14 protein-coding genes are annotated in these 16,417 nt (G+C 42.9%); 2 read left to right on the forward strand and 12 right to left on the reverse strand.

Translation table 11 applies throughout. The features are described 5' to 3' along the window. Positions 1-232: 232 nt before the first annotated feature. The gene (locus DCMF_RS16960; RefSeq protein WP_214659409.1) at positions 233-1,405 is read left to right on the forward strand and encodes an iron-containing alcohol dehydrogenase; all 1,173 of its coding nucleotides are present in this window, start codon (positions 233-235) and stop codon (positions 1,403-1,405) included. Here the strand turns inward: DCMF_RS16960 and DCMF_RS16965 are convergent. The 6 genes from DCMF_RS16965 to DCMF_RS16985 all read right to left on the reverse strand — a co-directional run bounded on the left by DCMF_RS16965 (position 1,402) and on the right by DCMF_RS16985 (position 8,226). Next, positions 1,402-1,989, reverse strand: a complete 588-nt coding sequence (locus tag DCMF_RS16965) for a hypothetical protein (RefSeq protein ID WP_236860050.1) — start codon at positions 1,987-1,989, stop codon at positions 1,402-1,404. The two genes, DCMF_RS16960 and DCMF_RS16965, sit on opposite strands and share 4 nt — an antisense overlap. 179 nt (positions 1,990-2,168) lie before the next feature. After that, positions 2,169-3,758: a polysaccharide deacetylase family protein gene (locus tag DCMF_RS16970; protein WP_148135507.1), complete on the reverse strand. Its 1,590-nt coding sequence runs from the start codon at positions 3,756-3,758 to the stop codon at positions 2,169-2,171. A 659-nt stretch (positions 3,759-4,417) separates the two neighbouring features. After that, positions 4,418-5,896, reverse strand: coding sequence for a cytosine permease (locus DCMF_RS16975; RefSeq protein WP_148135508.1), 1,479 nt, complete (start codon positions 5,894-5,896; stop codon positions 4,418-4,420). Positions 5,897-5,945: 49 nt separating this feature from the next. Then, complete coding sequence (locus tag DCMF_RS29290) at positions 5,946-6,119, reverse strand: hypothetical protein (RefSeq protein ID WP_214658678.1); 174 nt, start codon at positions 6,117-6,119, stop codon at positions 5,946-5,948. A gap of 252 nt (positions 6,120-6,371) precedes the next feature. Beyond that, complete coding sequence (locus DCMF_RS16980) at positions 6,372-7,034, reverse strand: cysteine hydrolase family protein (RefSeq protein WP_148135509.1); 663 nt, start codon at positions 7,032-7,034, stop codon at positions 6,372-6,374. A 118-nt stretch (positions 7,035-7,152) separates the two neighbouring features. After that, positions 7,153-8,226, reverse strand: coding sequence for a C45 family autoproteolytic acyltransferase/hydolase (locus tag DCMF_RS16985; RefSeq protein ID WP_148135510.1), 1,074 nt, complete (start codon positions 8,224-8,226; stop codon positions 7,153-7,155). Positions 8,227-8,510: 284 nt separating this feature from the next. On the opposite strand from DCMF_RS16985, the gene DCMF_RS16990 reads away from it, so the two are divergent. Beyond that, a complete protein-coding gene (locus DCMF_RS16990) occupies positions 8,511-9,059 on the forward strand; it encodes a GbsR/MarR family transcriptional regulator (RefSeq protein WP_148135511.1) in 549 nt (182 codons plus the stop codon). Positions 9,060-9,178: 119 nt separating this feature from the next. Here the strand turns inward: DCMF_RS16990 and dnaB are convergent, their stop codons facing one another. From dnaB to DCMF_RS17020, 6 genes are all read right to left on the reverse strand, one after another. Continuing rightward, complete coding sequence (gene dnaB / locus DCMF_RS16995; RefSeq protein ID WP_148135512.1) at positions 9,179-10,519, reverse strand: replicative DNA helicase; 1,341 nt, start codon at positions 10,517-10,519, stop codon at positions 9,179-9,181. A gap of 75 nt (positions 10,520-10,594) precedes the next feature. Further along, positions 10,595-12,511: a Lon family ATP-dependent protease gene (gene lonC / locus DCMF_RS17000; protein WP_148135513.1), complete on the reverse strand. Its 1,917-nt coding sequence runs from the start codon at positions 12,509-12,511 to the stop codon at positions 10,595-10,597. 51 nt (positions 12,512-12,562) lie between these two features. Beyond that, complete coding sequence (gene rplI / locus DCMF_RS17005; protein ID WP_148135514.1) at positions 12,563-13,009, reverse strand: 50S ribosomal protein L9; 447 nt, start codon at positions 13,007-13,009, stop codon at positions 12,563-12,565. A gap of 31 nt (positions 13,010-13,040) precedes the next feature. After that, positions 13,041-14,927 (reverse strand): DHH family phosphoesterase, encoded by a 1,887-nt coding sequence (locus DCMF_RS17010; protein ID WP_148135515.1) that lies wholly within the window; start codon positions 14,925-14,927, stop codon positions 13,041-13,043. 53 nt (positions 14,928-14,980) lie between these two features. After that, positions 14,981-15,967, reverse strand: coding sequence for a YybS family protein (locus DCMF_RS17015; RefSeq protein WP_214658679.1), 987 nt, complete (start codon positions 15,965-15,967; stop codon positions 14,981-14,983). Continuing rightward, positions 15,964-16,281 carry a MazG-like family protein gene (locus tag DCMF_RS17020; RefSeq protein WP_148135517.1) on the reverse strand — a complete coding sequence of 106 codons (318 nt, stop codon included), beginning with the start codon at positions 16,279-16,281 and terminating at the stop codon, positions 15,964-15,966. The genes DCMF_RS17015 and DCMF_RS17020 overlap by 4 nt, the downstream gene beginning before the upstream one ends. Positions 16,282-16,417: the final 136 nt, after the last annotated feature.

The raw sequence follows: 16,417 nt of genomic DNA on the forward strand, positions 1-16,417 counted from the left end.
ATTTTACATGATTGTAACCGTTTGTGCAAGTTTTTTCCCTTTTTTGATGCCCCTTTTCCTCTTTTTCCAGCCTAAGACCATATTTCCTGTCATTCGTAAAACTGCTCGAAAATTGCCCGGCTTACCCATGTTTCCTGGATAATTTTTTTGGCCAGGAAAATAATATGATTATGCTTAAAGGAAATCGATCAGACACTGATCACATATCATTTTTAATGAGCAGGAGATCATGATGGAGAATACGCACAATTTTATTATGCCCAGGACCAATTTGATGGGTGTAGGCGCCCTCAAGGACTTGCCCACTCTGCTTCTTTCCTGGAAACTTAAAAAGGCCCTCATTGTTACCGATAAAAACATCATCTCCTTAGGGTATGCGGAAATGATTGAAACAATCTTAAAAAGCTTGTTTATTTCTTATGACATTTTTGACGGCGTGCTGCACCCCAATCCAACCGTTTCTTTTGTCCAAGATGGGTTGTCCTATTTTCATAAAGGGATCAATATGTTAAAGCGGGATTACGCTTTCATTATCTCTATTGGGGGCGGAACAAATCATGATTGTGCCAAAGCGATTGCGATACTGGCAACAAACGGCCGTGCCATTAGCGATTATGAAGGATATAACAAAGTGACCAAACCCGTACTTCCCCAAATTGCCATTAACACGACAGCCGGATCAGGTTCTGAGGTATCCTCTTTTACAATTATCGCAGATGAATCCAGAAAAGTTAAAATGACCATCGGCGACCCTGAAATTACACCTTTTATTTCAGTCAACGATCCCATGTTTATGTCCACGATGCCCAGGGAAGTAACTGCCAGCTCAGGAATAGATGTGGTGGTACACGCCATAGAATCTTATATCTCTACAGAGGCCTCACCGATAACAGATCATTTGGCCCTTGGGGCCTTAAAACTGGCCTTTGATTATCTGGACAGGGCGTACAATAACGGCAATGATCTGGAGGCTAGAGAACAAATGATGTATGCCGCTGCAATGGCTGGAATGGCCTTTAACAATGCCGGTTTAGGACTTACCCATGCGATGGCGCACCAACTGGGTGGGTTCTATACCGGGCCCCATGGTGTATATAACGGGGTTCTGCTCCCTTATGTCATTGAATTTAATTGCCCATCTGTCCCGGAAGATCGCATGATGAAAATAAGTGAAACAATTGGCCAAAAAGCCGGGTCTAAAGGGGAAGCTATGAAAAAAATCCATAAAGCGATCAGAAAACTCTGTACAGAGATCGGCATTCCGGAAGGATTGAAACAAATGGGGGTAGCGGAAGGTGTTCTTGAGGAACTTTCTCAAAACGCTTTAAAGGACATTATTACCTTTACGAATCCCAGGCAGGCTTCCAGGGAGGATATCATAAATATGTTTAAAAATGCCCTCTAATCCTTATGCCAGTATCTGATTAATCTAATACTTCTCTTCTTTTCTTTCTGTTCAATTTTTCTGGCCGGCTGGGGTGACAATCTTATCCATGGGCTGCTTTTTTCCTTTTGGAGCTGTCCGTCCTGGGGCTGCCCTTCGATGAAGGCATTCAATTTATAAAATCCCCACGTGGCCACACCAAACCATAGCGTAAAACCCAGTATAGGTACAATCATCCTGCTTGGTGTTCCAAAAATGCCCAGATCAATCATCAGATTATAATACAGTACAGAAGTACCAATTGCAGCGCTAACAAAAATATAGTTCAAGGGCTTTTGTTTGGGCAAAAAATAGAAATATAAAATGAAAAAAATTGCCCAGGCAACACTGGCAAAAATGGATATCCCCTTAAAGGCAAAGGGGCCATAATTTATCCAGCTGAACAAACCGGTAATATGGCCGAAGATGTGTACGATCACATCCATGATGCCCCCGAAGATAATTCCGTAAATGGATAAGCGGCGGATTTCCGTTTTGGGCACGGTGGCGATCAGGACAAAGGCAAAAATGGCTGTAAACATCGGATAGATTAGATACTTGGGCACTATGGCTAATCTCCCCTTATGGCTTTGTAAATGCTCAAAATTACGTTTGATAAGAATAGTTTTAGAATAACCTTTTTTCCATCTCCTTATTCTGGCCGTAACAGCCATTAAATTCGAGAAACGAGTGAGTTCAGAGAAGGCCGGGAGGGGTAAGGGATTAGCCACCCTTAATTAGGCTTTTATTTCTGTACGGGCCGCATGGGATCTGTTACTGATTCAGTATCAAAGAAATTCCTCAGCCTGTCGCGCTGGTAGTAAAAAGCCAGGCCGTCGATATGTCTGCGGTCCATCATGGCATAAGCGGGCGTGCTCTTTAGATATTCTGTAGGACCTACGGAACAGAGCACTTGAAAGCCCGAATCCAGTAAGTACCGGAACTTGGCATCCCCGGGCAGCACCTTGCTGCCAAAAGGATAGATGTAGATGTTGGTGGCACCGGTCAATGATTCTACTTCTTCTTTCCAGCGCAAAGTGTCCCGGACAAAAATTTTATAACTTACTTTGGCAGCATCCAGATGACCATAGCCATGGGAGGCAAAGGACCATCCCGTCTCCTTTAGGTGCCGAATCACCGGGAGTACCTCCTTTTTTTCCTGCTCCGCACTAGGAGAACCGTCTTGGGTCCGGTAGCCCAGCACCCCTTGGTATCCGGTCAAGGCAATGATCCCTTTTTCCCCTTGCCAGGAAAAATCCGGATGCTTCTCGACAAATTGATCCAGAATAGGTATGATCTCAAGATCACGGCTGATTACTTTCTCTCCTTGAGGAGTAAAGGATAACACGGCAATATTACCCTTGCCGTCCAGGATTAATTTATGGGCATTGCCGTTTTTAAGCATATATTCATAATAGTTCAAGTCGTCGATGGAAATAATGAGAGGTTTTTTGCCCGGTGGTAAGTATAGCTTCTTTTTTACCAAAACCGGCTTCCCCTTTTCTTCACTCTTCGCAAAGACAGTATCCAGGCCGATTAGCAGGTAGTTGTTTTTGTACAGGGCATCAAGGATTCTGTTAAACTCATGGACGGTAATAAAATAATCTTCGTACCCTTGCGCAAGATTGTCTTCATCAAAAGCCAGTTCCGGGTAAACGATCAAAGGATGAAAAAAGAGATGGGGAATTGGTCCGTCATATGGGACCAACTGCCCGGCCTCTTTCCAGCACTGGGTTAGTCGGGAAGTTAACAGCGGATCTCCGGGATAAGTCTGCAAAGCCTCATCCAACACTTGTTCGGCTTCATCATAAGCATACTGACGGCGCAGCATTTCTGCCCGGGCCAAATATTGATATTTAGCCAGTTCCGTGGTCTTGCCTGTGATACTCTGCAAGACGCCTAGCTCCTCGGCCAACATGGAATAGGTGATTTTCTGATCCCAATAGAGGTTGGTAACTTTAGTCAGTTCAGCATCCAATAGGGGGGAAAATTGCTCGGGAAATTGCTTTAAACCTTGAATTTTGGCGGGAGATACCGGATCACCCTTTAATGCCTGACTGAAGACAGCCTCCATTTGGCCGGCCAAAGCCTCCGTGATGTGGTTTGCTGCTTGTTCACTGTAAGTGCCACCGTACTTTTTCAAGCCTTCAAAGACCCCTCTGGCTTCCTGGTATTTTTCCGCCTGCAGCATGTTTTCCAGCAGATCCACTTGGTGGCGGGCCTGCATCGTATTACTCAGTATCCATATGCCTATCCCCGTCAACAGAAGTAATACCAAGCCTCCGGCACGGAAAGAAATATGCTTTACTTTTAGGCTATCAATCTTGATCTCCACGCCCAACATCCTTTCCGGAAAACAAAATCTGACACAAACATGTTAAATATCTCTTATTTTTCTTCTCACTAGACGAAAAAGTCCAACCTTTTTGTTCCGGAAAAAGAGATGCTTTGTAAAATATTTTAAGTGAGTCAGGGGACGGTTCTCTGACTCACTGACTTCGTTGAATAATTAAACATATTGATTTTTTTCTTCTATCGGGATAGATAAAAGCAAATACCATTATGTTCCCGACAATCTTACCTTTGGAAAAATATTTTCTTACTATTTTTGACACGTTTGAAGTTAATTAGCATCACTTAACATATGTTAGTTTCCTGACCTGATACCAAGATTAAGATGCAAAAATCCCGTAATATTTTCTCGATCTAAAAATATTACAGGGATTTTTGCATTTGCTTTTCACTTTTAACACTTTCCCTAGCTTCATCATCTATCACGAAAATAGCACTAAGTAGGAAACGAAAATCTCGAAAATTAGGCCTACCATCCCTTGACTTACATTATTAACGTCTATGTACGAACTATTTTAATCCGAAAAATTAATGATGACTTTCGCAGCAGTCTGAGAAGAGGTAACCTTTACTGGTTACCTCTTCATATTTCAAAATTTGGATATATACTTAGGGGAGTTCTTATCTTTGATTTCATTTCGCTTATTGCATCGGGTTTGCTGGCTGAGAATGATGATAGCTATTCTTTCCATCAAGCCCATTAAAATCTCCATGTAGATCTTTTCTTAAATACTGATTAACCCATTTAAATCTGCTCAGCACAACATAAATACCCCCACTTACAATCATCGCTAATCCAGTTGCAGTAGTAAAATAAAATATTCCGCTTTTGGGTACGGTAGCAATAGGATCATAGACTGAATAATAGCATACCATCCCAGCAAAAAAAGCTATTAATGCTGGAATATTAAAACCTGCAGTATAGTTATATGCTTCTGAACCCTGACTTCGATAAAGTGACCTTAATGAAAACTTTTGTTTTCTTAAAATAAAAAAGTCTACAATGATTAACGCAATCGCTGGTCCGCTAATAGCACCTACAAGGGCAAGAAAGGTCGTATAATATTTCCAAACTAACGGCCAAAAAACTAAAAGAATGCAGTAAAGGGACCAAAAAGTGGCAACTTTTTTGTAATCCCAGTCGGGTTTCAATACTTTTGTACTAACAGTAAGAGTATACGTAGCAACTGCTTGTGTCGTAACATTTGCTACACAGATAAAAACTAGAGATAATAATCCTAATTTAGGTCCCCCGAGTTTCACTAACCACTCAGTAGGGTCCGTACTTGCCGTCCCGGTAACTTGCGACATCGCCATCCCGGTTAACGCACCAATAATAATAAATACCCCCATCACTGTAGCGCAAGCGAAAACATGGGCCCAATAACTTTTTCTTTCCGTTTTTACTAGTCTTGGAATACCCCCCATATTGGGATACCAGGCAATTACAAAAGCGATGTTCCATTCTAAAATCAGCATATATGTTTCCCATCTATTACCATAATTACCAGCATTTATTGGCTTCATCGCAAGAATTTCCATCAATGAATATTGGCTAAAAACCAGGAAAACAATAATTAATCCAACGAGCATTAAACTTGGCACCATAATATATGTAGAAGTCTTTACAGCAACCGGCCCTTTAATCGCTATCCACCAACCGAAAAGAATACATGTCGTAGCAATCCAGGGGTTCCACGATGTGGCCAAATTAATACCTCCCGCTTTAAACAATAGGATAATGGCATTGCCGTACATAATAGCATCAATTGCCTCGTATCCCCAAGTAGCGGAAAAAATTAGGAGCCACACCACAATTAGACCCCTATAGCCGAATACCGCTCTTTGGTAGAACCATAAGTCTATGCCATACCTATTTGTAGCAATAATGCTTAAACACAGAATTAATCCAGCCAGTGTTGCCCCAAAAATAGTACAAAAAATAATTTCTTTTATGCCAGCTATTGTTGCTATATAACCGCCCTGAACATAGCACCACGTTGCGATGGCGAATCCACTCATGATTAATAAAGTATCCCAAAAACCATAAATCCTTTCTTTCGGCAGTATCGGGATTGTCCCATAATACACTTCTTCATTTACTCTGCTTTCGGTGTCCACTGAAAATTCCCCTCCTTTAATATATCTACTAAAGATACTACTTCACTTTTTAATAGAGCCCCAGAATAATTCCGATCATACAAATAATCGAGGCCCCAAGTATGATTTGATAATCCCTATTAGTTAGCCTTGGTATTGGCTGAAATTCAGGGGATTCCATTAATTGAATCCTCTGGTCAATCTCCTCCTGAATCTTAGATGCTGTCTCACTTTTTGCAGACATCCGGTTTACCCTCCTTATATTATCGTAGTGAGATGTTACTTATTATTTTCCTTTGCTACTTTACAGTACCTATGTGCATCTAATCTTAGGCTGAATATTAAGTTAACAAATGTTGGAAGGGATCAAAGGTGAGGTAATATTGGGAATAGTATTCAGCATGGGAAAATTTCGGGAAAATGGTTGGAAACTAAAATTTGTCCTCTCTTAAAAGTAATTCCTATCATAATTTAAAAAATACTGTCTTAAATGCTTTTATTTTAACTTGCTAAAGACCTGCGTCATTGTATCAGGTGTATATGTGAATGCACCAGGGGATTGCCATTCCCAAACGGAATATGGTTTATCCTCGAGAGCTTTAACTAATTCTGAAGCCTTTATTATTTTGCTTTGGTAAATCCAGTTAGCCATATTGATGATACTAGCCTGATGCAATGCATGTTCCGTTGCCCCGCAGCAATCCTCAATAATTGTTATCAGATAGTCCCTGTAAAAGGCGTCATAGGCAGTTAACATTACACAGCAATCAGTAGTTACTCCGCACATTATTAAATGTTCAATTCCCAGACGCCGTAAAATAATTTCCGTTTCCGTATTAAAGAAAGCACTCCACCGGTGTTTATTAATTACAATATCCTTTTCAGCCGGTTTGATCGCAGAAACAATTTCCAGGCCTGCTGAACCTTCCATATAAGGATAGCCCTCAGGTAATCGTGGCTCTCCTCTAGATGTATCAATACCGCTTTTGCTATGGTATTGTCTCGTATAAATCACCGGTATACCCATATTCCTGCACCCGGTCAAGACTGGTTGTACATTTTTTACAATTTGGGGCATATTGGGAACACCATAGTATTCATTCGGCCAGCTTACCATCTGTAGGTCTATTACTAATAAAGCAGCATGAGAAAAATTCATGATTAACCTCCTTTTCAAATTGAAACATATTTTTATTTTTCTTTATAATGATACCTTTATGATTTGAACACCCCCTGTCTTAGACCACTTTTCCCGAAACTGTTTATCAACAATTAAATTATGATTTGTGTTCTAAATGATATTCATCAAAACCCACTTCACATGGCCTACCGTTACTGGCAAGCATTAAACCGTCTTTCGGTGAATAAATAATCGATGATTGAGTCTGCCACGGGCTATTTGGACTATAATGCCTACAAATACTTCCTGGATAATTAACATGGTCACACATTAGTTTTTTACAGACATTTAGATCTATTGAACCTTTGTATTGTTCTAACAATTGACGCATTCTACCGCTCCGAACCAGGGTGTCGGGAACGATGTTAGGCAAATATTCTTCATATCCAAGAAGGCTGGATGCTTCATAATGGTTTGCATGAGAAAAGACATCGTGAACATAGGAGACAGCGTACTTTTGGGCTGTTGCTTCTACATTTACAGCAGCCTCAGGGCATGCAATTAAATAATTCAATCCGTTAGCTCTATAAGCACTGATTACCATTCCTATCGCACCGGATAGGTTGTTTTGCTGCAATACTTTCCTTCCGATAAAATTTACAGGCACCCCTATTCTTGTGTCAGTTGGTTTTAAGCTGTTCCATACAAACGCAATGCCTGAATCATTTAACCCAGAACCCCCAATTAGCCCGGGATGGATCAAACCAATGATTTCCTTATCATGATCCGTTGGCTTACTGTGAAAAATATATGGCATGTACCAACTATCCATGTCCCAGCCTTGCCCAATGAACGTTGATCCAGAAAATGTGCCTGTTCCCGTTGCCGCAAAGGATGTACAACCCTTTAGCCCTTTTGCTACCACATCAGGACTATAGCTGCTCACTTCATCGTAACAATTCAAAAAAAATACTTTTTCAAAGTCGATATCTGCCCCTTGGGCAATCCCTTCGATCTCCTTAATAAGTTCCGGGGCAAATTTTTGTGCATAAGGAAGGTGCATTTTTGCATATTCAAGCAGATCTTTCTCCCTAGGAGGATTAGGGCCTTCTTGTGCAACTTTTATCCATGTCTCATAAAATTCATGAATTTCCTTCTGAAGTAACTGGCCATGCTGAAAACCTCTCTCTGCAAAACTGCCTATTAGTTCAATTATTTTCATCTTTACCATTTAATAAATCCTCCCAGAAACAAATTATATTAAGTTTGTACAGTTTGAACTGTACAAACTTAATATAATACACTTTTTTCTACATCTCAAATTCCGGATTTAGACAAATACTTAATAAAATGCATGATTTATATTTATTTTTACGCTAAATGCTCCTACTATTACCCGATCTCTTATATTTATAGCCGTTTTCATGGGATACTAATCCCTGTTACTTTACAGTGATAGAAGACTTTAGTACAATTTGTACTGTAGAATCTTTTTCAAAAAATGGAGGATAATTGATGGGTACAGAAGAAAGGGAAATGCTAGATAAAGCAAGACAAATAATAATTAATTCTTTAGGGGAACAAATCAGACTATATGGCATAACACCCTCAAATGGCCGCTTGTTTGGAATCCTATATTTCCACGAAGAACCCATGACATTAGACGAAATGGCCCAAGAAATGGGAATGAGTAAAACAGCCATGAGCAATGTGGCACGAAGTTTAATTGATGTTAAAATGCTTGATCGTGTTTGGACAAAAGGTAGCCGAAAACATCTTTATCGTGCCCGAACAGACTTTTTTAAGAATTACTTGGAATTTGTAGCCATGCAAGCTAAAGCGGAAAGAGAAATTGCCTTGAAAGATTACGACAAAGTTGAACCTATCTATGAGCAGCTTTTACAAAGCTCAGACGACGAAATAAAACGGCAAGCCGAGTTAGATTTCAATAAAATCAAAGAAGACAAAAAGTATTATTACTGGTTGGAAAGAGTAGCTAAGTTTTTGGAAAACGAAGAAATTATTAAATACGTCCCCAAAGAAGAACCGAATTCCTTTAAGTAAAGAGGTGATTCACCTGCTTCTTAAAAATGGAAGATGGCAGCCAGCAAGGCTTACCATCTTCTTTAACGAAGATAAGTTATCTTGAGCCAGGGAACTTTCCCTGGCTCACCAATAAATAATTAATAGGATCCTTGGCCCGGTTCTTTGGCCAGGTCCATAAACTTGGTATATTCTTTTAAAAATGCCAGCTCCGCTTTTCCTACCGGCCCGTTGCGGTGCTTGGCCACAATGATTTCCGCAATACCCCTTTGTTCCGTATCCGGATCATAATACTCAGGCCGGTGGATGAAAATCACCACATCGGCATCCTGCTCCAAAGCGCCCGATTCCCGCAAGTGGCTCAGGGTGGGCCTTTTATCGGAACTTTGCTCCACGGCACGGGACAGTTGGGATAAAGCCAATACCGGCACTTCCAATTCCCGGGCCAATGCTTTCAGGGAGCGGGATATTTCTGAGATCTCCTGCTGCCTGTTTTCCGACCGGCGGTTTCCCTGCATCAGCTGAATATAATCGATCACAATCAAATCAAGTCCTTTTTCTGCTTTCAGCCTGCGGGCTTTGGCCCGCATTTCCAATACGGTAATACCGGGGGTATCATCCAGATAAATTTTTGCTTCCGCCAAAGGAGCCAATGCTACGGAAAGCCTGCGCCATTCTTCTTCCGTAACATATCCGGTTCTTACCTTGGATTGGTCCACTCTGGCTTCCGCACAGAGCATCCTTTGTACCAGCTGTTCTTTGGACATTTCCAGGCTGAATACGGCCACAGTTTTTCCGTATTTGACCCCGGAATTCTGGGCAATGTTTAAACAAAAGGAAGTCTTTCCCATCGCCGGTCTGGCCGCAACAATAATCAGATCGCTTTTTTGCAGCCCGGAAAGATAGTAATCCAGGTTTTTAAAAGTAGGAATTCCCGTGACCCCTTCAGTTGCCTTGATCTGACCGATCTGCTCAAAAGTAGCGACGACCACATCCCTGATGGGAACAAATCCGTCCCGGGCTTTACGCTGGGTAACGGAAAAAATCATTTTTTCCGCCTCATCGATTAATTCCCACGGTTCCGAACTTTGATCATAGCCCTGTTGGGCAATCCGGGTGGAAATACTGATTAAAGAACGAAGCAAGGCTTTTTCCGCGACAATTTTGCCATAGTAAACTGCATTGGCGGCCGTTGGTACGGCATTCGCCAAAGCAGCCACGTAGGAAATGCCGCCTACCTTCTCCAAATGGCCTTTTTGACGCAATTCCTCCACTAATGTCACTAAATCAACCGGCTCTCCCTGGTCGTTTAGGTCAAGCAAACAGTCAAAAATAATCCGGTGTGCTTCTTTATAAAAGTCGGTGGAGCGGACATGCTCAACAACGCTAAAAATAGCTTCCTTATCCAGCATTAACGCTCCCAGCAATGCCTGCTCGGCATCCAGGTTCTGCGGAGGAACCCGGTCTAAAGCGACACTCACGTTCCTTTGCCTCCCACGAAAATATAGCGGTTCCCGGTACCCGGAAACCGGATCCTGTTGACCCGGGGAATACCCTTAAGCCAACAGATACTCCAATGCTTCTTCCACCGTAGAAACGGTGATCACTTCAATCCCCTTAATCCCGCTAGGGATATCATTTTCATTATCTTTAGGAATAAGGACTTTCATCATCCCTGCTTGTTTCGCGCCGTAGATTTTTTCAAATACTCCCCCCACCGGTTTCACTTTGCCCTGAATAGACAATTCACCTGTTACCGCCACATCCTGACGCAACTGTTTCTGGTACACGGCACTGTATATGGACGAGAAAATGGCTACTCCGGCAGAAGGACCATCAATATTGCCCCCTCCGACCACGTTGACATGGACATCATAACCTGAAAGGTCCTCACCGCATACTTTTCTAAACACAGAAGAGGCATTGAAAACAGAATCTTTCGCCATACTGCCTGCCGTATCATTAAATCTGATCTGACCTTTTCCTTCTTTTGAGGGGAAAGTCACTGCCTCAATTTCCAAAACCGATCCCACAAAGCCGGCCACCCCGAGGCCAAAAACCTTGCCTACCTCCCTTTGTTCCGATGCCTTTTGAACGACATAAGGAACAAGGCGGGATATCTGTACCACCTCATAGACGTCTTCCTTGGTGACAAATACCTTTCCGCCCGATTCATCCGGAGAAACCTGTTGCCTGTACAAGGCCAGTCCGAAGGCGTCTGCGAGAATATTGTTGGCTTTCCGTCCCTCAATAGTATATTCGGCAATGATATCCGGTACGGAGGCATCAAATCCAATTTCCAGCTTATCCGCCGCATTCATGACGATTTTCTTAATATCCTGGGGCGTCAGGGGCTCAAAAAACACCTCCGCACACCGGGACCGGAGGGCAGGATTTAAGTCCCCGGGACTTCTGGTGGTAGCCCCAATGAGCACAAAATCCGCCGGCGCTCCATCCTGGAAAAGCTTCCTGATATATTGGGGCACATTTTCATCATAGGGATCAAAATAGGATGATTCAAACTGAACCCGTTTATCTTCCAAGACTTTTAACAATTTATTCAACAGCATGGGGTCCATTTCCCCGATTTCATCGATAAACAGCACGCCCCCGTGGGCTTCCGTGACCAAACCTAGTTTCGGCTCGGGAATGCCCGTATCCGCCAAATCTTTTCTTGCGCCCTGATAAATCGGGTCGTGCACGGATCCCAAGAGGGGATTGGTGACATCCCTGGGATCCCAGCGCAAGGTGTTTCCGTCTACCTCTACAAATTTGGCCTCGGACCCGAAAGAGGTCGTCTTCATTTTTTGGGCCGTTTCCAAGGCTAACCGGGCCGCAGAGGTTTTCCCCACCCCGGGAGGTCCATACAAAATCACATGCTGGGGAAACGGGCAGGCAATCTTGGCGATCAGTGCCTTCAGCGCTTTCTCCTGTCCCACCACTTCCTCCAACTGCCGGGGTCTTAATACCTCCATGGCGGAACGGGCCAATCTGGTATGCTCCATTTTTTCCAATACCGCCAGCTTTTTCAAGGTCTGGGCATTTTCCGGCCCGCTGTTCTCCTTGACAATCTGCATTTTTATTTCTTTCATATATTCTTCATGCCGTTCCTGCATGCGGTCCGCAATCATTTTTTCCAGTCTTTCCTCTACGGAACGGCGGGCAATATAATCAGCCAGTTCTCCTTCGATTTCCTGAATAATGGCCGGAATATCCTCTCTGCGGGGAACCGCGTCTAAAGTAGGATCCTTAAAAACAATCTTTTGCAGCCCTAACACTTTTTCTGCTACGTCCGTAGAGCGAAGTAAGGGCAGCGCTTCCAGTTTTGTGGCCTTAATGACCACCCGGTCCGAACCAAAAATATCACTTACCAAAGAATATAAGGCCGCTACCTGATGCTCAATATCCTCGCTCTTGTTGTTGATATCCACTTGCTGCTTCTGGCCGATGAATTTGTCTAAGAACCCTTTCATTCAATTTACCCCTTCCTGTCGTATGCGCTTAATTGTCATGGTATTTTGGGATCACTGGGCGGAAACGTCGATTTTAATTTTAGCCTGAACCTCGGAATGAAGTTTGACCACCGCATCGTACGTCCCTATACTTTTAATTGCTTCTTTCAACTCAATTTTCCTCTTGTCAATTTCTACCTGGAATTGGTGCTGGATTTGTTCGGAGATTTCTTTGTTCGTAACCGAGCCAAAAAGCCGGCCCCCTTCTCCGGCCTTGGCAGCAATATGGACTACCGCTTCCTGCAGCTTTTTCCCTAAAGCCCTTGCATCTTCCAGCTCCTTCGTTTTTTTGGCCTGCAGCCGGGCGTTTTCGTGGGCCAAACTCGCCATGTTTGCCGGAGAAGCCTCCATGCCCAGTCCTCTGGGCAGCAAAAAATTCCGGCCGTAACCCTCGGCAACCTGGACCACATCTCCTTTTTTTCCCAAGCTTTTAACATCTTGTGTTAAAATAATTCTCATCGCCATACACCCCCCAAATTTGTACTAAACCTCATATCACGCCACTGTTTTCCTCTAAATACTCTTTCAAAACAGTATTCAGCTTTTCTTTTGCTTCCGGAATCCCTATTCCCTTCAACTGAGCGCCGGCCACGGTCAAATGCCCGCCCCCGCCCAGTCTTTCTAAAAGCACCTGCACATTTATTTCTCCACTGGAACGCCCGCTGATATGGACCCCCTCCGGAACCGCATAAAGGACAAAAGAAGCCTTAATATTCTCAATACTCAGCAAGATATCCGCAGTCTGGGCGGCAATAATGGTATGATGGGGCACGATCCGGTCCAGTATGGCCACAGCAATACGTCCATACAAAATTTCCGAGCTTTGGATCACCCGGGCTCTTTCCAGTACGGTATCAAAATCGTCCTGGAGCAATTTTCGGATCAAATGAGCTTCTGCGCCTGCCCGGCGTAGAAAACCTGCCGCCTCGAAGGTACGGACCCCGGTTTGAAAAATAAAATTTTTCGTATCCACCACAATTCCCGCCAGCAGTACCGAGGCTACTAAAGAATCCAGCGTGACTTCCTCTCCCAGGTATTGGAGAATTTCCGTAACCAATTCACAAGTGGAAGACGCGTAAGGCTCTACATAGACAAGCTGAGCTTCATTGATAAACTCTTCCGCCCGGCGATGGTGGTCAATAAGAATGGTCCGGCCCACCTTTCCCAACACGGCCGGCTCAATTAACAGAGAAGGCTTGTGGGTATCACAAATCACCAGCAGCGTATCCTTGTTGGCAGCTTGCAGGGCTTCTCTGCCGGAAAAGATTCTCCGGGTATACTCCGGGTAATCTTCCATAATCTCCAAAAGTCTATCTAAGGTACCGGAGGAATTATCCAATACCACATGCACCTGTTTCTCATAATTCAAAGCAATCTTTGCTACACCCAAAGAGGCTCCGGCACTATCCAGATCTGAGCCTTCATGGCCCATGACAATCACGTTGGATGCCTGCTGAATATAATGGCGCAAGGTATAGGCCACAACCCGGGCTCTTACCTTGGTTTTCTTTTCCACTACATTGCTTTTTCCCCCATAAAACAAAACCCGGTCGGCCCATTTGACCACCGCCTGATCACCGCCCCGGCCCAAGGCCAGTTCCAGCCCGCCATGGGCTAAGCGGGACAAATCCATGATGGTCTCTTCCCCAGTGCCGATCCCCATACTTAAAGTAAGGGGAATCTTGTTCCCTAAATTAATTTCCCGCATCCGGTCCATAATGTCAAAACGGCTTTTTTGGCTTTCCCGCAAAGCCTCCTGACTGATCACCAATAAATAACGGTCTTCCGCATATTTTCTTAAGATCCCTTCCATCTTCACGGCCCATTCCGCTAAAACCTTATCGATTTCCGCCAGCAAAAGGGGTCGTTTTTCCTCTTCCACATCTTGAACCGTTTCAGAAAAATTATCGATTTGAATCAAACCGATCACCGGTCGATCTTCCTGCCGATGCTGATCGATATTTACCCGCTCCGTAATATCCTCAAAGCTCAGGACAAAACCACTGCCGTTTTTTAACCTGCGGCTTTCTACCCGAAAGATTTTCTCTTTTAAAGTAATTTGAATCGTCTTTTCCTGGGAAAACCAGGGATGCCTGTGTACGGCCAGTTCGGGCAATAAATATCCGATATTTCCTTTGATGTCTTCCCGGCCCAAAATCCGGCCAAAGAAAGAATTATACCAAAGAAGGGTCGCTTTTTCATCCACCACCGCGATACCCACAGGGATGTAATCCAAAAGTTCTTCTGTGACGATGTCAATTTTTTGAAACAATTTTTCCTCTTTTTTCAGCCAAGTCCTTCTCTGGACCGCATATAAAGCAAACACCACCAAGAGCAGTCCCAGAAAAAGCATCATCATTTGGTATGGCTCAAACACAAAAGGCGACTCCTTTCACCTCTATTTTCCCGATCAAAAAGCCTGCATCCAGCTTAGTCCTCTCTTTTTCTCTTAACAAGACGTCGAAAATCATACAATGAATCTAAAACTCCGATCATTGCAAGCAAATAACCAATGAAAGCACCAGAAAATACTAATAAAAAGACAATCATCATTCTCGAAAAAAGGGTAGGCGAATAATTTTTCCAATAGAAGACAACAAAAGAAATCCCTGCTACTAAGTAAAAAGCTAATAATACTGATAGAATGTTGTAGCTGATATTTTGTATCAAAGAATTACTGAAATGGTCTCCAATTATTTTTAGTCCAAAACCTAATATTAGTGCCCATACAATATACCATGGAAAATGCCAGTCTTGGAAACGAGGCAAAAAAGGTACATCATAATCTAATCTCTTTAATATGCTTTTTGCTATTAAATAAATCAATAAAGAAAAAAGAGCACATCCAAATAGAAAACTACCGGGGATCAAAATCTCTGCCTGGTGAAGCATTGTTTGCCTAAACTGCTCAAAAGTGATTCCTTGTAAAGATAAATACCTATTAAGAGACTCCGATTGTTTATAAATTATTAAACTCTGATCTAATACCTGTATTGGTTGTAAAATTATTTGAGAAAAAGTAAAATTTAACCCGAATATCGTTATGAGAATTGATGCAGAGAATGAAAAAACATTCACTATTATCCCCAACAATATTGCTTTTACTGGATTCAATTTATATTTAAAATAATAACCAAATAATATTGTAAGCCCACTAAATATTAAGACTAAGGGAAGCCCAGGGTAAGCAAAAATAGCGACTATTGCTATTGTTACTATTAATCCCATTACACCTACCTTAATATTATGTCGCACAATTAAAACTATAATAGGAAGACCCCAAATAAAAAGACCAAGAAATCCTAAAAAAGGAATGTAAATGGTAATAATTACAATTAACGCCGATAATGCCGCCATCAATGCCCCTTCTGTAAGGGCACGTACCGATAGGTTGGATCCGCTTTGTTCAAATTTCACCGTCTGTTTTCCTCCACATAATGCCTCAGGCCCGTAATGTCGCCAAACCATTTCTCCACTTCATGCTCTTTCATGGCACTGTCCTGCAGCCGGGCTTTCACATTTAGATCAATGCGGGAAAAAGGAATGCCCAACCGTTTCCCCAAAACATAGGTCGTGATTATTATTCCCGTAATACAATCTAAAATTAGCCCTTCACTGCCCTTTACCATCGCCCTGAGTAAAGCTGCCACAGAGCTAACCAATTCTGCCTTCAGCCACTCAATCACCTTCAGGTTTTTTGCTATGTCTACGTCCCTGGTGTTGGAGTGCATGTAATTACCCCCTCCAGTAAAATATCCCTAATAGTTTCTGCAAGTCCTAGGCCTTTTCCTGCCGGAGCCGGTGGTCAATTTATGACAGATTAGGGGACAGGTGACAAACATGAGTCAAAGGTCCAAAGTCTAAAGT

It is taken from the genome of Candidatus Formimonas warabiya, assembly GCF_002777255.1.
In the GTDB taxonomy this organism is placed as follows: domain Bacteria; phylum Bacillota; class Dehalobacteriia; order Dehalobacteriales; family Dehalobacteriaceae; genus Formimonas; species Formimonas warabiya.

What these genes read in the sequence shown, in the direction of transcription:
- DCMF_RS16960 (WP_214659409.1), top strand. Translation starts at nt 233, where the DNA reads ATGGAGAATACGCACAATTTTATTATGCCCAGGACCAATTTGATGGGT.
- DCMF_RS29290 (WP_214658678.1), bottom strand. Translation starts at nt 6,119, where the DNA reads ATGTCTGCAAAAAGTGAGACAGCATCTAAGATTCAGGAGGAGATTGAC.
- DCMF_RS16980 (WP_148135509.1), bottom strand. Translation starts at nt 7,034, where the DNA reads ATGAATTTTTCTCATGCTGCTTTATTAGTAATAGACCTACAGATGGTA.
- DCMF_RS16985 (WP_148135510.1), bottom strand. Translation starts at nt 8,226, where the DNA reads ATGGTAAAGATGAAAATAATTGAACTAATAGGCAGTTTTGCAGAGAGA.
- rplI (WP_148135514.1), bottom strand. Translation starts at nt 13,009, where the DNA reads ATGAGAATTATTTTAACACAAGATGTTAAAAGCTTGGGAAAAAAAGGA.
- lonC (WP_148135513.1), bottom strand. Translation starts at nt 12,511, where the DNA reads ATGAAAGGGTTCTTAGACAAATTCATCGGCCAGAAGCAGCAAGTGGAT.
- DCMF_RS17020 (WP_148135517.1), bottom strand. Translation starts at nt 16,281, where the DNA reads ATGCACTCCAACACCAGGGACGTAGACATAGCAAAAAACCTGAAGGTG.
- DCMF_RS16990 (WP_148135511.1), top strand. Translation starts at nt 8,511, where the DNA reads ATGGGTACAGAAGAAAGGGAAATGCTAGATAAAGCAAGACAAATAATA.